This is a genomic window from Corynebacterium sp. HMSC034A01 (assembly GCF_001838175.1).
In the GTDB taxonomy this organism is placed as follows: domain Bacteria; phylum Actinomycetota; class Actinomycetes; order Mycobacteriales; family Mycobacteriaceae; genus Corynebacterium.
In genome coordinates, this window is sequence record NZ_KV835934.1 from 93359 (window position 1) to 110542 (window position 17184).

16 protein-coding genes are annotated in these 17184 nt (G+C 66.2%); 6 read left to right on the forward strand and 10 right to left on the reverse strand.

The window, feature by feature from the left end:
• Positions 1 to 99 precede the first annotated feature (99 nt).
• The 5 genes from rbfA to rimP form a co-directional block, all read right to left on the reverse strand.
• Entirely contained in the window at positions 100 to 540 is a 441-nt protein-coding gene (gene rbfA, locus HMPREF2791_RS02975; RefSeq protein WP_070474140.1) for a 30S ribosome-binding factor RbfA, read from the reverse strand.
• Positions 541 to 657: 117 nt separating this feature from the next.
• Positions 658 to 3495 carry a translation initiation factor IF-2 gene (gene infB, locus HMPREF2791_RS02980; RefSeq protein ID WP_070844319.1) on the reverse strand — a complete coding sequence of 946 codons (2838 nt, stop codon included), beginning with the start codon at positions 3493 to 3495 and terminating at the stop codon, positions 658 to 660.
• Between the two features lie 105 nt (positions 3496 to 3600).
• Positions 3601 to 3933 (reverse strand): YlxR family protein, encoded by a 333-nt coding sequence (locus HMPREF2791_RS11515; RefSeq protein WP_070474137.1) that lies wholly within the window; start codon positions 3931 to 3933, stop codon positions 3601 to 3603.
• A gap of 143 nt (positions 3934 to 4076) precedes the next feature.
• A complete protein-coding gene (nusA, locus tag HMPREF2791_RS02985; RefSeq protein WP_070844321.1) occupies positions 4077 to 5096 on the reverse strand; it encodes a transcription termination factor NusA in 1020 nt (339 codons plus the stop codon).
• Complete coding sequence (gene rimP, locus HMPREF2791_RS02990) at positions 5093 to 5644, reverse strand: ribosome maturation factor RimP (protein ID WP_070474503.1); 552 nt, start codon at positions 5642 to 5644, stop codon at positions 5093 to 5095. The genes nusA and rimP overlap by 4 nt, the downstream gene beginning before the upstream one ends.
• Before the next feature lie 31 nt (positions 5645 to 5675).
• Between rimP and HMPREF2791_RS02995 the strand changes: the two genes are divergently transcribed.
• The gene (locus HMPREF2791_RS02995) at positions 5676 to 6482 is read left to right on the forward strand and encodes a DUF4439 domain-containing protein (protein ID WP_246825357.1); all 807 of its coding nucleotides are present in this window, start codon (positions 5676 to 5678) and stop codon (positions 6480 to 6482) included.
• On the opposite strand, the gene HMPREF2791_RS03000 is transcribed toward HMPREF2791_RS02995, so the two are convergent.
• Positions 6479 to 8266 carry a proline--tRNA ligase gene (locus HMPREF2791_RS03000; RefSeq protein ID WP_070844323.1) on the reverse strand — a complete coding sequence of 596 codons (1788 nt, stop codon included), beginning with the start codon at positions 8264 to 8266 and terminating at the stop codon, positions 6479 to 6481. The genes HMPREF2791_RS02995 and HMPREF2791_RS03000 overlap by 4 nt on opposite strands.
• Before the next feature lie 31 nt (positions 8267 to 8297).
• Between HMPREF2791_RS03000 and HMPREF2791_RS03005 the strand changes: the two genes are divergently transcribed.
• Together HMPREF2791_RS03005 and HMPREF2791_RS03010 are read left to right on the forward strand one after the other, a co-directional pair.
• The gene (locus tag HMPREF2791_RS03005) at positions 8298 to 8984 is read left to right on the forward strand and encodes a YaaA family protein (RefSeq protein ID WP_070844353.1); all 687 of its coding nucleotides are present in this window, start codon (positions 8298 to 8300) and stop codon (positions 8982 to 8984) included.
• Positions 8985 to 8986: 2 nt separating this feature from the next.
• Positions 8987 to 9712 (forward strand): DUF1648 domain-containing protein, encoded by a 726-nt coding sequence (locus HMPREF2791_RS03010; protein ID WP_070844325.1) that lies wholly within the window; start codon positions 8987 to 8989, stop codon positions 9710 to 9712.
• A gap of 12 nt (positions 9713 to 9724) precedes the next feature.
• Here HMPREF2791_RS03010 and HMPREF2791_RS03015 read toward each other — a convergent pair whose 3' ends face one another.
• The gene (locus tag HMPREF2791_RS03015; protein ID WP_141764895.1) at positions 9725 to 10648 is read right to left on the reverse strand and encodes a hypothetical protein; all 924 of its coding nucleotides are present in this window, start codon (positions 10646 to 10648) and stop codon (positions 9725 to 9727) included.
• Positions 10649 to 10864: 216 nt separating this feature from the next.
• Between HMPREF2791_RS03015 and HMPREF2791_RS03020 the strand changes: the two genes are divergently transcribed.
• A complete protein-coding gene (locus tag HMPREF2791_RS03020; protein ID WP_070844328.1) occupies positions 10865 to 11602 on the forward strand; it encodes an NAD-dependent deacylase in 738 nt (245 codons plus the stop codon).
• Here the strand turns inward: HMPREF2791_RS03020 and HMPREF2791_RS03025 are convergent.
• Together HMPREF2791_RS03025 and cobA are read right to left on the reverse strand one after the other, a co-directional pair.
• Entirely contained in the window at positions 11599 to 12558 is a 960-nt protein-coding gene (locus tag HMPREF2791_RS03025) for a class I SAM-dependent methyltransferase (RefSeq protein ID WP_070844330.1), read from the reverse strand. The two genes, HMPREF2791_RS03020 and HMPREF2791_RS03025, sit on opposite strands and share 4 nt — an antisense overlap.
• On the reverse strand, positions 12542 to 13282 hold the full coding sequence (gene cobA / locus HMPREF2791_RS03030; RefSeq protein ID WP_070474123.1) for a uroporphyrinogen-III C-methyltransferase: 741 nt from the start codon (positions 13280 to 13282) through the stop codon (positions 12542 to 12544). Before cobA ends, HMPREF2791_RS03025 begins: the two co-directional genes overlap by 17 nt.
• Positions 13283 to 13306: 24 nt before the next feature.
• Here cobA and HMPREF2791_RS03035 point away from each other — a divergent pair, with 24 nt between their 5' ends.
• On the forward strand, positions 13307 to 14512 hold the full coding sequence (locus HMPREF2791_RS03035; protein ID WP_070844332.1) for a protein adenylyltransferase SelO family protein: 1206 nt from the start codon (positions 13307 to 13309) through the stop codon (positions 14510 to 14512).
• Between the two features lie 9 nt (positions 14513 to 14521).
• On the opposite strand, the gene mqo is transcribed toward HMPREF2791_RS03035, so the two are convergent.
• Positions 14522 to 16033: a malate dehydrogenase (quinone) gene (mqo, locus tag HMPREF2791_RS03040; protein ID WP_070844333.1), complete on the reverse strand. Its 1512-nt coding sequence runs from the start codon at positions 16031 to 16033 to the stop codon at positions 14522 to 14524.
• A 131-nt stretch (positions 16034 to 16164) separates the two neighbouring features.
• On the opposite strand from mqo, the gene HMPREF2791_RS03045 reads away from it, so the two are divergent.
• Complete coding sequence (locus HMPREF2791_RS03045; RefSeq protein WP_070474496.1) at positions 16165 to 17160, forward strand: alpha/beta hydrolase; 996 nt, start codon at positions 16165 to 16167, stop codon at positions 17158 to 17160.
• Positions 17161 to 17184: the final 24 nt, after the last annotated feature.

Consider the following 17184-nt stretch of genomic DNA (forward strand, 5'->3'; position numbering starts at 1 on the left):
TTGATATGCGCGACCACCGAAATCTTCCCGGCTGCGCGCACACGGGAGGCGGCGGCCTTGAACTGCGCCGCCGCCTCCGGGAGGTATACCGGTGGCGTGTTAGACATCGTCACCTGTGCGCTTGTAGGGGTCGCTCTCGCCCGCCGGCTTTGCGTTCGCGCGCAGTTTCGCCAGCTCCTCATCGCGGGCGCGGGCCCGGTTGAGCAGCTCCTCCATGTGGGCGGAGGACTCTGGGACGGTGTCGCGCTCAAAGGAGATCGTCGGGGTAAAGCGCACGCTGAGCTGGTCGCCCACGATCTTGCGGATCTGCCCGCGGGCGCGGTGCAGCGCCTCGGCGGCCTGGTCGTAGTCGGGTTCGTCGTTGATGTCGCGGCCGCGCACCGTGTAGTAGATGGTTGCGTCGTGCAGGTCGCCGGTGACGCGGGTGTCGGTGACAGTGATCAGCTCCAGGCGCGGATCTTTGACTTCACGTTCGATCGCGGATGCGACGATCGTCTGAATCTGCTTTGCCAGGCGCTGTGCGCGAGGGTTGTCAGCCATGCTCAACTCCTTTGTCCGAAACTTTCAATAGTGTAACCCCCGCCCTGCGCAGGTTCGCGCGGAGCGGGGGTTGGCGTCGCTAAGCAATTGCTTTGCGACGGTAGTCACGCGGCAGAGCTAGTCGCGCGGGACCTCGACCATCTCGTAGGTCTGGATGATGTCGCCCACCTGGATATCCGGGTAGGACAGCACCATGCCGCACTCGTAGCCCTTGGCCACCTCGTTGACATCGTCCTTCTCGCGGCGCAGCGACTCGATGGTCGCGTCCGGGGTGATGACGTTGCCGTCGCGGACCAGGCGCAGCTTCGCGCCACGCTTGACCTTGCCTTCGGTGACCATGCAGCCGGCGATAAGGCCGACAGCGGAGGCCTTGAAGATCTGGCGGATCTCCGCCTCGCCCAGGTCGCGCTCCTCGTAGATCGGCTTGAGCATGCCCTTGAGAGCGTTCTCGACTTCCTCGATGGCCTGGTAGATCACCGAGTAGTAGCGGATTTCCACACCCTCGGCGTTGGCCTCCTCGGTGGCCTTGCCGTCGGCACGGACGTTGAAGCCGACGATGATCGCGTCCGACGCCGCTGCGAGAGTGACGTTGGTCTGGGTCACGGCACCGACGCCACGGTCGATGATGTTGACCTGCACCTCGTCGTCGACCTCGATCTTGAGCAGGGCCTCCTCCAGGGCTTCCACCGAACCGGCGTTGTCGCCCTTGAGGATGAGGTTGAGCTGGTTGCGTTCCTTGAGCGCCTGATCCAGGTTCTCCAGGGAGACACGCTTCTTCCGGCGGGCCTGCATCGCCGCACGCTGGCGGGCGTCGCGCTGCGCCGCGATCTGGCGGGCAACGCGGTCGTCCTCGACCACGAGCAGGTTGTCGCCCGGGCCGGGAACACCGTTGAGGCCCTGGACCTGGACCGGACGGGACGGGCCCGCCTCTTCCACGTCGTCGCCCCACTCGTCGACCATGCGGCGCACGCGGCCGAAGTTGCCGCCGACGACGATGGAGTCGCCGACACGCAGGGTGCCGCGCTGCACGATGACGGTGGAGACCGGGCCGCGGCCACGGTCCAGGTGGGACTCGATGGCCACACCCTGGGCGTCCATGTCCGGGTTCGCCGTCAGCTCGAGAGCAGCGTCCGCGGTGAGCAGCACTGCCTCGAGCAGGTCGTCGATGCCGGTGCCCTGCTTCGCGGAGATGTCGATGAACATCGTGTCGCCGCCGTACTCTTCCGGCACCAGGCCGTACTCAGTGAGCTGGCCGCGGATCTTGTCCGGCTGAGCCTCCGGCTTATCCACCTTGTTCACCGCAACCACGATCGGCAGCTCCGCCGCCTTGGCGTGGTTGATCGCCTCGACCGTCTGCGGCATCACGCCGTCGTCCGCCGCCACGACCAGGATGGCCAAGTCCGTGGACTTGGCGCCGCGGGCACGCATGGCGGTAAACGCCTCGTGGCCCGGGGTATCCAGGAACGTGATCTTGCGCGGCTGGTCTTCCAAGGTGACCTCGGTCTGGTACGCGCCGATGCCCTGGGTAATGCCGCCGGCCTCGCCGCGGCCCACATTTGCCTTGCGGATCGAGTCCAGAAGACGGGTCTTACCGTGGTCGACGTGGCCCATGACGGAGACCACTGGCGGGCGGTGCTCAAGCGCCTCTTCGCCGCCTTCGTCCTCGCCGAACTGCAGGTCGAAGGACTCGAGCAGCTCGCGGTCCTCGTCCTCAGGCGAGACGATCTGCACCTCGTAGTTGATCTCGGCGCCGAGCAGCTGCAGCGTGTCCTCGGACACGGACTGCGTCGCCGTCACCATCTCACCCAGGTTAAACAGCGCCTGCACCAGCGACGACGCATCGGTGTTGATCTTCTCCGCCAGGTCGGACAGGGTCGCACCTTGGCGCAGGCGGACGGTCTTGCCGCCGCCGTCGGGGAGACGAACGCCACCGATGACGTTCGGCTTGTGCATCTCCTCGTATTCAGCCCTCTTCTGGCCCTTGGACTTGCGGCGCTTGCCGGGTGCACCACCCGGACGGCCGAATGCGCCTGCGGTGCCGCCGCGACGGCCGCCGCGACCGCGGAAACCGCCACCCGGTCCACCGAAGCGTGGGCCACCCGGGCCGCCGCCACGGCCACGACCGCCACCGCGACCACGGCCACCCGGGGCGGCCGCCTTCGACGGCATCTGTGTCGGGGACGGACCTGCAGGCATGTCCGCCGGGGATGGACGGGAGCCGCCGCCCTGACGTGCGCCGCCAGGACGCGGGCCGCCCTGGCCCTGGCCGGGACGGCCGCCACCCGGACGGCCACCACCCGGACGCGGCGGACGCTGACCGCCGCCGGAGTTGGACGAGAACGGATTGTTCGCTACACGCGGACGGCCCGGCTTCGGCACCGGACGCGGCATAGCGCCCGGGGTCGGCGCGCCGCCCTTCGCGCCCGGCTTCGGTGCACCAGGCTTGGGCGCACCGGGCTTCGGTGCACCGGGTTTAGCGGCACCGGGCTTGGCGGCCGCGGGCTTGGGCGCACCCGGTTTCGGGGCACCCGGCTTCGCAGCCGCAGGCTTCGGCACACCAGGCTTCGGGGCACCCGGCTTCGCAGCCGCGGGCTTGGGCGCACCGGGCTTCGGGGTACCAGCCCCCGGAGCCGGCTTATCGCCCGCCGGCTTCGCCTGCGCAGCTGCGCCGGGCTTCGGGGAGGCAGGCTTCGGAGCCGCTGCCTTCGCACGGTTCTGGCCCGGCTTCTTCAGCGGCGGCTTCTTCGGCGCAGACTCGGCCTTCTTCTCGTCGGCAGCGTCGTCGCCGCCGGCCTGCTTGGCGTAGTGCGCCTTCATCTTCTTCACGACGGGCGGCTCGATAGTCGACGACGCCGTCTTCACAAACTCGCCCTGCTCCTTGAGCGTGGCAAGCAGTTCCTTACTTGTTACGCCGAGCTGTTTCGCCAACTCATGAACGCGTAGCTTTCCGGACACGTATCTCCTCTTCGTTGTTGCTAGGAGCAGTGCCCTTCCGGCTACCTGCCCCTAGACGTGGTCAGTGACATTCATCGCTGATGCTGCTTCATCGTTGCGTACTCATCAGTGTTCAGTCTTTCCTTTTTCGTCTGGGTCGTTTACCTCGTCGCAATTGCTTTGCGACGACGCAAGGTACGTACGTACATGACCTAGGTCCACCGCAGTGGACAGACGGAGCGCCCGCCCGAAGGCACGGCGTTGTTCCGCCAGCTCGACCGCATCCATAGAGGGCGTGATCCACGCTCCCCGACCAGGAAGTTTCCTGCCCGGGTCTGCGAGCACCCGCCCTGGCACGTCCGGATCGGCAACGACCCGCAGCAGCTGGGTATCCGGCTGCGCGGTGCGGGTGGCGATGCAGGTTCGGGTGCGGATCGGCTGCTTACGAGCAACACCCATCCGCGTCCCTTCCTTTCTCGCACGATCGTCGTCGCCGCACCTGAACGTGCGGACACAAAAGCCGTATAACACTGTACGCCAAAACCCGCTGGATCTATATTTCCAGCGGGTTTCCTGGTTACAGCGGTGTAATTCCCTACAAACTACTCGGCCGCGTCCGCGTCGGAGCGGATGTCGATCTTCCAACCCGTCAGACGCGCCGCGAGACGAGCGTTCTGACCTTCCTTGCCGATAGCCAGCGACAGCTGGTAATCCGGCACCGTCACGCGGGCCGCCTGTGCCTCGAGGTCCAGCACCTCGACGGAGACAACCTTGGACGGGGCCAGGGAATTGCCGACGTACTTGGCGGGGTCCTCATCCCAGTCGATGATGTCGATCTTCTCACCGCCGAGTTCGGACATGATGTTGGTCACTCGCGCGCCACGGGGGCCGATGCAGGCACCCTTGGCGTTGACGCCCTTGACGGTTGCGCGCACCGCAACCTTAGAGCGGTGGCCCGCCTCGCGGGCGATGCCGACAATCTCCACGGAGCCGTCCGCGACCTCAGGCACCTCGAGCGCGAACAGGCCGCGCACAAGTTCCGGGTGCGTGCGCGACAGGTTGACCTGCACACGCTTGTCGCCCTTGTTCACGCCCACAACGTAGGCCTTGATGCGGTCGCCGTGCTTGAGCTTTTCGCCCGGGATCTTCTCCGCTGGCAGCAGGATGCCGTCCTGCGGGTCTGCCTCGGTGCCCAGCTGGACGATGTTCAGCCCACGGGCCTCCGCCTGCGCGTCGCGCTGCACGATGCCGGAGACCGCCTGGCCCTCGAAACCGGAGTACTCGTCGTAGACGCGGCCGGCTTCCGCCTGGCGCAGGCGGCCCTTGATGGCGTCGCGCACGGCGACGGAGCCGATGCGCGAAAAGTTCACCGGGGTGTCGTCGTACTCGGAGACAACCTCCCCTTCGGCATCCAGTTCGCTGACAATCACGGCCACATCGCCGGTTTCAGTGTCGATGTCGACGCGCGCCTTAGTGCTGTCCTCCCCCTTGGCAGCGGCGTCATCCTCCTTGAACTCGCGGTAGGAAAACAGCAGCGCGTTCGCGATGGTCGCCAGCAAATCCTCCATGGCGATCCCCTGCTGTTCCTCGATCGCCTTCAGCGCGTTCAAGTCAATATTCACTTGTGTTCCTTTCCTTCCGCCGCAGCGGCCTCAAGCTCTTCAAACGCCCGATCCGCCAGCTCCGTTTCGGCTGCCGGCGGGGCATTGAACTCAATTTCTACCACTGCTCCCGACAATTCAGAAACCGGCGAAACGCGAACCTCCTCCCCCTTTTTCGTCGCACGTACCAGCGCCACCTGAGTCTCCTCCGCGTTTATCGGCCCCACACGCCACTTCTCCCCGCCCACCTTGACCTTGCGGCCGCGGTTGCGGCGGAAGTGCCGCGCCTCGGTCAACGGCAGGTCCACGCCCGGGGTGGTCAGCTCCAGGGTGTAACCCGCGCCGAAGCTGACCTCACCGCGTTCCTCGGCGTCGTCGAAAAGCGTGGAAAGCTCCTTGGACACTTCCTCGAGGTCATCGAGCGTCGGGTGCTCATCCGAATCCAGGGCGATGACCACCTGCGACTTCTTGCCCGCCTTGACCGTGCGGATCTTCTCAATGTCCATGCCGTAGGTGCGCGCAACCGGTTCAACCATGCGCTCGATTGCCTCGTTCGTGGGAAAAGCCATGCCGACCAACCTAGCGTGTAACGTGCAGCGCGTGAAGAAACTCCTCCTGCTGCCCGCCGCCGCGCTCTTGCTCACCAGTTGCACCGTGATGGACGTGGTGGGGCCGCGCGCCAACGGCGAGATCATGGCGCTGGCGAAGCAGGCCTCCGCCGACTGGGTTTTCGGGGACCCTGCGCAGGAGCAGTGGCGCGAGATGCGCAAGAAGCAGAGCGAGGAGCTGAAGAACGAGGCGCTTCGTTTGTGCGGGCTGGACGCGCAGGGGCAAACGCCCGCCTCGTGCGACGTCAGCTACGGCGACACCGACCTGCCCGCCGAAGGTAATGCGGAGGCGGTGCTCGAGCACACCGTTGCCGCCGCCGACAAGGTGCCTACGGAGTCCGTGGACCTCATCGTCGCCCAGGCTATCGACGTGCTCACGCTCTCCCCCGTCGACCTCGAGCCTGTCACCGAGACTGTGTCGGACGCCGCGGACACGGAAACGGCCCGCGACATGCTCGTCCGGGAGAACGCCGTCTACTACGGGCTGGGTCTCGCGCTCTCCTACGCCGACTCTGACCTCCGCGAGCGCATCGGCGTGCTGCGCGAGGCGTCCCACGAGCGCACCGCGGCACTGACCCGCGTGCTGGATGTCGCCGACGGCGAGGCGTTGGTTCCCGCCGCCGGCTACGAGTTCGCCGAGGGCTACACCGAGCCCACGAACGCAGAGGAGGCCGCCCAGCTGGTCAACACCATGCAGAGCGACCTGGTCAAACAATGGCGCTACGCCGCCGCCCACGCTGAGTCCGCGGTCTGGCGCGAGGACGCCATCAGGCTGGCCGCCCACGGCCAGCGGGTCTAGCCGAGGCGCTCGGCGACGAGCTCCTGGACCTTCTCCACGATCTCGTCGGCCGGGACCTCCAGCGTCTCGCCGCCGCGGATGCGCAGCTCGACAATGCCGTCGGCGAACGCGCGGCCGAGGATGACAATGAACGGCATGCCGAGCAGTTCGGCGTCCTTGAACTTCACGCCCGGGGACACCTTCGGCCGGTCGTCGAAAAGCACCTCGAGCCCGGCGTCAGACAGCTCGGCGGCGATGCGGTCGCCCGCCTCGAGGGCTGCGGCGTCCTTGTTCGCCACCGCGACGTGCACCTGGAACGGGGCAATCTCCACCGGCCAGACCAGACCCTTGTCGTCGTGGCGCTGCTCCGCAACCACGGCGAGCATGCGGGAAATGCCGATGCCGTAGGAGCCCATGGTGGGCACGGCGCGCTTGCCGTTTTCGTCCAGGATCTGCACGTCCATTGCCTCGGTGTACTTGCGGCCGAGCTGGAAGATGTGGCCCAGCTCGATGCCGCGGGCGAGCTCGACGGTGCCGTTGCCGGACGGCGACGGGTCACCGGCCTTGATCTCGGCGGCCTCGATGTAGCCGTCGACGGTGAAGTCGCGGCCGGCGACCAGGCCAACCACGTGCCGCTGCGGAGCGTCTGCGCCGGTGATCCAGGCGGTGCCGTCCACCACGCGCGGGTCCGCCAGCAGCCGCACGCCGTTGGCAGCAAGCGCGCGGGGGCCGACGTAGCCCTTGACCAAAAAGTCGCTCTTGGCAAAGTCCTCGTCGCTGGCCAGCTCGAAGGTCGCCGGCTCAAGCGATGCTTCGAGGCGCTTCTCGTCCAGCTCGCGGTCGCCCGGGATCAGCACACCGACCAGCTGCGGCCCCACCGGCTCGCCGTTGTCATCTACCTGACGCGGGTCGTTGACCTTCACCATCATGCACTTGAGGGTGTCGGCGGCTTCGGCGGAGCGCCCGTCGATAAGCACGCCAGCCCCCTGCGCCCATTCCACGAGCGCCGCGATGGTCTCGGACGCGGGTGTATCGTGCTCGACCGCCTCCGGCAGGCCTTCGAAGGAACGCGGCTCGGACGCGACGGTGGTCACGGCCTCGACATTCGCGGCGTAATCGCCCGCGGTGGAGACGACGAAGGTGTCCTCGCCGTTGTCGGAGTACGCGAGGAACTCCTCGGACGCGGAACCGCCCATGGCGCCAGAGGTTGCCTTGCAGATCTCGTAGCGCAGGCCCACGCGGTCAAAGATGCGCTGGTAGGCGGCGCGGTGGTTGGCGTAAGACTGGTCCAGACCCTCATCGGACATGTCGAAGGAGTAGCTGTCCTTCATCACAAACTCGCGCCCGCGCAGGATGCCGGCGCGGGGACGCGCCTCGTCGCGGTACTTCGTCTGGATCTGGTACAGCGTGACCGGGAAGTCCTTGTAGGAGGAGTACAGGTCCTTCACCGCGGTGGTGAACATCTCCTCGTGCGTGGGACCGAGCAGCATGTCCGCACCCTTGCGGTCCTTCAGGCGGAACAGGTCGTCGCCGTATTCGGTCCAGCGGTTGGTGGCCTCGTACGGCTCGCGCGGCAGCAGCGCCGGGAAGAGCAGCTCCTGGCCGCCCATGGCGTCCATCTCCTCACGCACAACGCCTTCGATCTTGCGCAGCGCGCGCAGGCCAAGCGGCAGCCAGGAGTACACGCCCGGCGCGGCGCGGCGCACATAGCCTGCGCGTACCAGCAGCTTGTGGCTGGGCACCTCGGCGTCGGCGGGATCTTCGCGCAGTGTGCGCAGGAACAGCGTGGACAGGCGTGTAATCATGGTTTGGCAGTTTACCGCTAGGGTTATGCGCATGCTGATCGTGCTCCCGCCTTCTGAGACCAAAGCGCCCGGCGGCACCGACGCGGCCATGTCGCTGTCGTTTCCTTCCCTCGACGCCGTGCGCACATCGCTTATCGACGTCCTCACGGCCACCGACGTGGACACCCAAATGCGTGAGCTGAAAATCCCCGCCGGCAAGCGCGCGGAGGCCGAGGAGAACTTGAGTTTGCGCACCGCGCCGGTGATGCCGGCGATCGAGCGCTACACCGGGGTGCTCTACGACGCCCTCGACGCGTCGACCCTGTCTGATGCAGCCCTGGCACGCCTGGCCGTGGGCTCCGCGCTGTTCGGGGTGGTGCGCGCGGGCGACCTGATCCCCCGCTACCGGGTTTCCGGCGGCTCCAAGGTCGGCGGGAAGACGATGAAGGCGTGGTGGGGCACCCTGGTCAGCGATGCGCTCAGTGAACAGGGATTCGTGGTGGACATGCGCTCCGGCGCCTACCAGCAGCTCGGGCCGGTGCCGGGAGCGCTGACGGTGCGCGTGGAGCAGGCCGACACGGGCAAGGTGGTCAGCCACTTCAACAAGCAGTACAAGGGCGAGCTGGCCCGCGCGCTGGCGCCTCACGACGCCACGTGCGCCGAAGACTTCGTCGACATCGCTTCCGCCGCCGGCTTCGACGTTTCGGTCGACGGCACGCTGCTCACGATGCGGGTGTAGTCATGGCTTCCAACTACCGCCGCTACGGCCTGGCCGCGCTGATCTACGCCGTCGGATTCGCCTACATCCTGCTGCGCTGGGACGCGATCCCCGACCCGGTCACGGTGCACATCGGCCCCACCGGCGAGGCGGACGGCTTCGCGCCGAAGACGCTGCTCAGCACGACGCTGCTAATGATCGTCGGTGTCGTGTTATCAGCGGTGATGCCGCTGTTTCTGCCGCCGAGATCGCTTGCCCGGCACACCGTCAAGGTCCCGGCCGAGGGCGCGTTGCCGTTTTCGGAGACGGCGGCCCGGCGCGTCGAGAAGCTTTGCGACGCCTCCGCAGACGTCGTCTCCAAAATAGTCCTCGCGATGGCCGCACTGTTCGCAGTGATGAACATTGCCATGGTGGTGCCCGACGTGAGTCTGCCGTTCTGGCTGGTGATCGCGCTCTGGATCGGCTTCACCGTCTACGTAGTGGTGATCGCGGTGCGGATGACCTCTGCGAAGGACGGCATCGAACCGGACGCGGAGGAGCAGTCGCGCAACGAACAGCTGCGCTACCAGGGCGGCATGGGCACCTACTCTGCGCCGAACGACCCGATGGCCGCCTCGGTGCTACCGTCGAACCCGGGCAAAATCGCGGTGAACACCGCGCACGAGCCGGGCAAGCGCTACGTGCGGCGGGTGGTGGTCGGCATAGCTTTGATCCCCATAGTGTGCGTGGCGCTGTCTTTTGCGGTGTAGCTCGGTCCTGCGCTAACTCGCCGCCTTCTCAACCAACTCCGCTAAAGCGAGAAGCCGGCGCACATCAGCCACAAACTCATCTTCTCTGAACAACAAATCGACCGGCGATGGACGCAGTAGCTTGACGCCCGCCTTCAGCAGGTTCTTTTCACGGCGTCGTTCTTTCCGCAGCGTCTCGTCGGTGGGATTGAACGTCACACCGTCGTATTTGTAGTCGCCGTCTATCTCCGTCACGAACATCCCACGGCGAAGATCCACCTCATAGCCGGCAAACTTGCCGTTGACGATCCAGTGCTCCGCCACCCGCTCAATAAGAATCGCTCTTCCGTAGGACTCGAACGGCGAGCGCGAGTTGTTCACCGCAAACTTCACTACTTTCCGCAGCGTGTCAATGCCTCGCACCCTCCCCAGCTTCTCCATCTCGGCCTCGACCGTGTCTCTGTCCGCGTAGAACTTCAGTATCCAGTCCATGGCGACGAGCCCTTCCCGGAAACCATGTCGCAGCGCGATTTCGAACGCGGTGGTCAGCTCATCCGTGGCGCGGAGTGTGTCGAAGCGCCGGATTGTCGCTGGCCGTTTCCTTGCCCGGTGATAGACCGTGTTCGCCGGATGCTGTTTCTTCGGCGGCGCTTTGCCGTTTGGCAGAAGTAGCTCCACTGGCTCGTTGACCTCGGTCGTCACCACCCACATATCCAACGCCCTTGCAGCTGATCGCCCGGCCAACGCTGCTTTCCTGGCGGCTTTCCCCGCAGCGATGGCCTGGATCCACCGCCTCTCAAAAAACGCGAGCCCCGCGAAATCGGCCCGCGACATGCAGTGCTTCGATGACAGAATCACTGCACCTGCGTTGTCGTTGTCTTTATCCCGATGGCGTAGCTTGCGAACAATCTCTGCTTGTCTCCCCCGATCCATGCCGCGATCCTGACAGAGATTCACGCAAAATGAAATGACTCTCGCTCATCTGTGGATAACTCGCCGCCATTGTTATCCACAGCTCAGGTACTTGGGAACCTCCCCAGGCAAAAGACGATATCGGCATTTACCGTCCCGGCCCGACCGCGACCAGGTCTTTTACCGCCGCGTCGGACCTAAATGCCGATATCGGCGTTAACGCCGCCCCGTGACACCCGCCCCAGAGGTACCGTCGGCCTCATGACCGCCTCCTCCACCATCGACACCGCCCGCGCCCTTCTCGCCGACGCCTCGCACATCGAGGTCTTCACCGGTGCCGGCATGAGCGCCGACAGCGGCATCGCCACCTACCGCGATGCCCAGACCGGCCTGTGGGAGAACGTGGACCCGCAGGACATGGCGTCCATCGACGCGTGGCACGACGATCCCGACACCATGTTCGCCTGGTACCTCTGGCGCGCCCACCTCGCGCAGCAGGCGGAGCCGAACGCGGGCCACGTCGCCGTCGCCAAGTCGCCGATAACGACGGTGACCACCCAAAACATCGACAATCTCCACGAGCGCGCGGGTAGCAAAGACATCGTCCACCTGCACGGTTCACTGTTCGACTTTCGCTGCTCGCTTTGCGACGAGAACTTCGCCCAGCCCATCGACCTCCCCAAAGAACCCGTGGCAGCGATTACTCCCCCGTCCTGCCCGGAATGCGGCGGCCCGGTGCGCCCCGGCGTGGTCTGGTTCGGCGAAGCCTTGCCTGAAGTTGAGTGGAAGGAAGCGGAGCGCCGCATGCGCACCGCCGACGCGCTGGTGATCGTGGGCACCTCCGGCGTGGTCTACCCCGCCGCCGGCCTGCCGCTGATGGCGCACGCCCGCGAGATCCCCATCATCGAGGTCACCCCCATGCGCACGGACTTATCGCACCTGGCCGACGTGGTCATCGAGGACACCGCCGCAAACGCGCTGCCCGCCCTTCTGCCCTAGCGGCTGGCGCGGAGCACCGTGAAGGTCCTATCGCGCGCGACCTGCTCCACGGACGTGAAGCGGCGCTCCACCTCGCCGCGGTAGCGCAGGTGGGAATTGTGTACCAGGTACAGCGCCCCGCCAGGGGCGAGCAGACGCGCGGAGGCGTCGAGGAGGTGCTGCACTAGTGTGGCGTCGACGGTGGTGCCGTCGTGGAACGGCGGGTTCAGCGCGATCGTGTCGAAGGACGCATCCGGCAACCGGGATCCAGCGTCGTCCCACGTCGCCTCCAGCCCGATGGCGCGGGCGGACAGCACCGCATCGGCATCCGCGTCCGTGGCAACGCCGCCCAAGCCCCGGGTGACTGAACCGTTGCCGCAGCCCAGGTCGAGCAGGCGGCCGGGCTCGGCGGGCAGGCAGGAGCGAAGCAGCTCCCCGCCCCGGTCCGGTTTTGCGCCGGAGAAGACTCCGCCGACGGCGACGAGGCCGTCACTATGCACTGGCTCGTAGGCCACCTGGCGCAGCCTGGAGGCGACAAGGCAGCGGAACTTGCCGCGGCCGAGCGAGGCAGCAACGTCGTCGAACGACTCCGCCAACGTCGCGTTCATGCTGCGTGCGAGGTGCTTGTTGTTCGCGCCGAGCACGACACGCACGTCATCGAAGCCTGCGCCCGCGATAGAGCGCGCGAGGTAGTCCAGCCGCGCCAGGGACTTCGGCATCTCGCCGACCGCAACGGCAGACCCCGTCGCCCCGGCCAGGTACTCGTCCAAGCGCACGTCACCGGCTACCTCGGCCCCGAGCGACCGGGCCAGCTGGCTACGTGTGTAGTCCGCGTCGCAGAACACCACCGGCGCGCCCGCAGCGACCGCCGCACGGGTCAGGTCCAGGGTCGGATCGTGGCAGATGAGCACGGTCCTTTGACCACCCTCAGCCGCGCTGAACGCGACATCCCAGATCAAGCTATCCAGCGTGCGCAAGGCCTGCGACCTCCCCCACCACGTACACGGCCGGCGCGGCGACGCCCTCGGCTTCCACCACGTCGGCCAAGCTCGCCGCGGTGGCAAAATACACGCGCTGCGCGTCCGTCTCCCCTTCCTGGATCACGGCGGCGGGAGTGTCCCCGGACAACCCGGCCTCCACCAGCGCCGCCGTGATCTCCCGCACGTTGCGCACGCCCATGACCACCACGATCGTCCCGCCGACGCGGGCCAGCGCACCCCAGTCCACCAGCGACTTCTCGTGGCCGGGCGGCAGGTGCCCGGAGACCACCGTGAACGCGTGGGTGACCCCGCGCTGGGTCACCGGCACCGACGCCGCAGCCGGCACGGACACCGCAGAGGTCACGCCCGGCACCACCGAGCACTCCAGCCCGGCCGCCGCGCACGCCTGCAGCTCCTCGAAGCCGCGGCCGAACACGTACGGGTCGCCGCCTTTGAGCCGCACGACGTGCTTGCCGGTGCGCGCGTAGGCAACCAGCATCTCGTTGATGCGCTCCTGCGCCACCTGCTTCGCGTACGGCAACTTCGCCACGTCCACGACTTCCTTGCCGGTCAGGTCCAAGAAATTCTCCAGCTCAGCGGAGGGGCCGAGGTGGTCGGCGAGGATGACGTCGGCAGCCTCGAGTGCGCGCAGTCCGCGGATGGTCAGCAGGTCCCACGCGCCTGGGCCGCCGCCTACGAGTGTGATGTGGCCGGTAGTCATAGCCAATCAGTTTAGGGTGGAGCCATGAATCAACCCCAGCTCGCCCACACGCTCGCAGATGCCCTGCCGGAGCTCGCGCACACAGAGCCCGGCACGGAGTTTGAGAACCCGCAGCTTGTCGCGCTCAACGAGCCGCTTGCGGAGGAGCTCGGCCTCGACGTCGCGTGGCTGAAATCTGACGACGGCCTGAAATTCCTCTCCGGCGGCACAGGCGGCCACGCCATGGCATACGCGGCGCACCAATTCGGCCAGTTCGTGCCATTGCTTGGCGACGGCCGCGCCCTGCTCCTCGGTGACACCGCCGGGTATGAGATCCAGCTCAAGGGCTCAGGTCTGACCGCGTTTTCGCGCCCGGGCACGGACGGGGTGGGCGCGATCGGGCCGATGCTGCGCGAGCACCTCGTCTCCACGTTCATGCACGCGGTCGGCGTGCCCACCACCCGGTCGCTGGCCGTGCTGTCCACCGGCGGCACTGTGATCCGTCAAAACGGCGCGGTCCCAGGCGGCATTGTGGTTCGCGTGGCCAAGAGCCACCTGCGTGTGGGCACGGTGCAGTACGCGGCGACGAAATCGGAGGAGCTGACCCAAAAGGTCGTCGCTGCCGCGGGCTTCTCAGACGCCGAGGAGATGCTGCGCACCGTCACCGGCCGCCAATTCGACCTGGTGGCGCACTGGATGCGCCTGGGTTTCGTCCACGGGGTGATGAACACCGACAACGTGGCGCTGTCGGGCGAGACCCTCGATTACGGCCCGTGTGCGTTCACCGAGCGTTTCGACGGCACCGCGAGCTTCTCCTCCATCGACCGGCAGGGCCGCTACGCGTTTGGCAACCAGCCCAACATCATCGCCTGGAACATGGCGCGGCTGGCGGAGGCTCTCTACCCGCTGCTGGGCGCGGAGAAGGTCGACGCCTACGTCAAGACTGTCCAGCCAACCTGGGACGAGGCCTGGGCGAAGTGGATCGGCGGCGACCACGACGGGCTGAACGCGGCCGCCGACATCACCACCTACAACCGCGAGCACGGCATGAACGGCGCGACAGGGCCGATCTTCATCCCCCGCAATCACATGCTGCAGGAGGCTATCAACGCCGCCGAGCTCCGCGGCGACTACACCGCGTACAACGAGCTGCTCGCCGCGGTGAGTGATCCGTACAACGAAAAGGCCGGGCCCGAATGGATGGCCCGGCCTGAGGGGCAGCTGCCCTACGTCACCTTCTGCGGGACGTAAAAAGCACTGCTACAGCGCGTTTTCGCCCGTGTCCAGCTTGAGCGTCTTCTGCGTCCACGCCCACTGCTCGTCGTAGGCGTCCTTGTCGCGCTTGAGCGACTTGCCGTAGGTGGGGAACATCTCGTGCAGCTTGTCGGCCCAGTCGATCATGTGCTCGCCGAAGCAGCGCTCCAGCAGCTCGATCATGGCGGCCGGGGTGATGGATGCACCCGGGGATGCGCCGAGCACGCCGGCGATGGTGCCGTTCTGGTCGTTGACCAGGGCGGTGCCGAACTCCAGGGAGCCGAAGCGCGGGGCGGCGGCCGGCTTGATCACCTGCACGCGCTGGCCGGCGACCACGACTTCCCAGTCCTTGCCGTCTGCTGCCGGGTAGTACTCGTGCAGCATGTCCACCTTGCCGTCGAAGTCGCGGAAGACTTCCTGCACCAGGTACTTCACCAGCGCGATGTTGGTGGCGCCGACGCCCAGGTAGGACGGGATGTTGTCCAGGCGGATGGACTTGAACAGGTCCAGGTAGGAGCCTTCCTTGAGGAACTTCGGGCTCCAGCCGCCGTAGGGGCCGAACAGGAGGGATTCCTTGCCGTCCACGACGCGCAGGTCCAGGTGCGGCACGGACATCGGCGGGGCGCCGACCTTGGCCTTGCCGTAGACCTTGGCCTTGTGCTGCTGCACCAGTTCCTGGTTGTCGGTCTTGAGCCACATGCCGGAGATCGGGAAGCCGGCGTAGCCGTGGACCTCGGGCACGCCGGCCTTGCGCAGCAGGTCGAGTGCGTAGCCGCCGGCGCCGACGAAGACGAAGCGGGCGCGCACAACCTGCTTGTCGCCGGTGTGGACGTTTTTGACGGTGACCTTCCAGAAGTTGCCTTCGCGCTTGATGTTGGTCACTTCGCGGCCGTAGCGGATCTCGGTGCCGTTGTTCTTGGCGGCGTCGAGGAACTGCTCGGTCAGGGAGCCGTAGTTGATGTCGGTGCCGGCGTCGGTCCAGGAGATGGCCACCGGCTCGGCGTCGAAGTCGCGGCCCTGAGACATCAGCGGCAGCTTCTCCGCGAAGGTCTCGCGGTCGTCCGCGAACTGCATGTTGGGGAACATGTGGTTTGCAGAGAGCTTGTCGTAGCGCTTGCGCAGGTAGTTGATCTGGTCTTCGCCCTGGGCGAACGACACGTGCGGCACGGGGTTGATGAAGGCGCGCGGGTCGGTCAGCACACCGTTTTCCACCTGGTAGGACCAGAACTGGCGCGACAGCTGGAACTTCTCGTTGATGTTCATCGCCTTGGAGACATCAATGCGGCCCTTCTTCTCGGGCGTGTAGTTCAGCTCGCACAGCGCAGAGTGGCCGGTGCCGGCGTTGTTGAACGGGTAGGAGGACTCCTCGGCAGGCCCGTCAAGCCGCTCGAAAATCATCTGGGACCAGTCGGGTTCCAGCTCGTGCAGCATCGAGCACAGTGTGGCGCTCATGATGCCGGCGCCGACGTGCAGGATGTCCACCTCGTCCGCGTACTTCTTACCACCGTTGTCAGACATGCGTAGTCATCCTTTGATGTTTATCGACTTTTGGGAGTGGTGACTATATTACGTCCCCTTCATTGCCAAGGTGCAAAGGCTTGTCGACGACCACAGGTCCGAACCGTCCGCAGAAAAGTATCATCGGCCGCATGAACAAGCTTGATTGGCAACCTGACCCGCTTGGCGACGGATTCGAGCAGGCAGTGCTCCCCCAAGGCAAGGACCCGGACAGCCGAACTCGCGTGGATGCGGTGCTGGTGCGGGATGTACGCGCGTCGCAAAGCACAACGCCCCAGAAGCCCGCCGTGCTGTGGGTGCACGGCATGTCCGACTACTTCTTCCAGGCCCACGTCGCCGACGAGTTCACCCGGCACGGGTACCCGTTTTACGCGCTGGACCTGCGGCGCTGCGGGCGCGCGCTGAAGAAGGGCCAGCGCGCGCACTTCACACTTTCCATGAGCCGGTATTTCCCCGAGCTCACCCAGGCGCTGGAGATTCTTGCGGCGGAGCACGGCTCGGTGGTGGTGCTGGCGCATTCCACCGGCGGGCTGATTGTGCCGCTGTGGGCGGACCAGCTGCGCCGCGAGCAGCCCGCGGAGCATCAAAAGCTCGCCGGGGTGGTCCTGAACAGCCCGTGGCTGGACATGCAGTTTCCGAAGTGGCAGGTGGCAGTGCTTAAACCGCTCCTCAACGTCTTCGGGACGATGTTCCCCTCGCTGCCGCTGTTGCAGCGCGGTGAGGGCACGTACGGCAAGTCCATCCATAGGGACTTCCACGGCGAGTGGGAGTTCAACACCGAATGGAAGCCGATTGACGGGCACCGCAAGTACCTGGGATGGATCCGCGCGGTGATCAAGGGGCAGGAACAGATCCACGCCGGACACGTTGATACTGGTGTGCCGACGCTGACGCTGTGCTCGTCGCATTCGTACCTTGGCGAGGACTACTCCCCCGCCGCGGACACCGCCGACACGGTGCTCGACGTCGACCAGATCCAGCGCTGGGCACCGACGCTTTCTAACAACGCAAGCGTGCAGGTCGTCGACGGCGCACGGCACGACGTGTTCCTCTCCGAACGCCACGCCCGAGAGGCCGCGTTCAAGGCCGTTTTCAAGTGGTTAGACGGCCAGGATTTTGCCCAGTAACGTCAATACGCAACACACACATAT

Excerpts from the sequence above, each read along its gene's own strand:
- rbfA (WP_070474140.1), bottom strand. The coding sequence starts at position 540 with ATGGCTGACAACCCTCGCGCACAGCGCCTGGCAAAGCAGATTCAGACG.
- HMPREF2791_RS11515 (WP_070474137.1), bottom strand. The coding sequence starts at position 3,933 with ATGGGTGTTGCTCGTAAGCAGCCGATCCGCACCCGAACCTGCATCGCC.
- rimP (WP_070474503.1), bottom strand. The coding sequence starts at position 5,644 with ATGGCTTTTCCCACGAACGAGGCAATCGAGCGCATGGTTGAACCGGTT.
- HMPREF2791_RS03000 (WP_070844323.1), bottom strand. The coding sequence starts at position 8,266 with ATGATTACACGCCTGTCCACGCTGTTCCTGCGCACACTGCGCGAAGAT.
- HMPREF2791_RS03005 (WP_070844353.1), top strand. The coding sequence starts at position 8,298 with ATGCTGATCGTGCTCCCGCCTTCTGAGACCAAAGCGCCCGGCGGCACC.
- HMPREF2791_RS03010 (WP_070844325.1), top strand. The coding sequence starts at position 8,987 with ATGGCTTCCAACTACCGCCGCTACGGCCTGGCCGCGCTGATCTACGCC.
- HMPREF2791_RS03020 (WP_070844328.1), top strand. The coding sequence starts at position 10,865 with ATGACCGCCTCCTCCACCATCGACACCGCCCGCGCCCTTCTCGCCGAC.
- cobA (WP_070474123.1), bottom strand. The coding sequence starts at position 13,282 with ATGACTACCGGCCACATCACACTCGTAGGCGGCGGCCCAGGCGCGTGG.
- HMPREF2791_RS03035 (WP_070844332.1), top strand. The coding sequence starts at position 13,307 with ATGAATCAACCCCAGCTCGCCCACACGCTCGCAGATGCCCTGCCGGAG.
- mqo (WP_070844333.1), bottom strand. The coding sequence starts at position 16,033 with ATGTCTGACAACGGTGGTAAGAAGTACGCGGACGAGGTGGACATCCTG.
- HMPREF2791_RS03045 (WP_070474496.1), top strand. The coding sequence starts at position 16,165 with ATGAACAAGCTTGATTGGCAACCTGACCCGCTTGGCGACGGATTCGAG.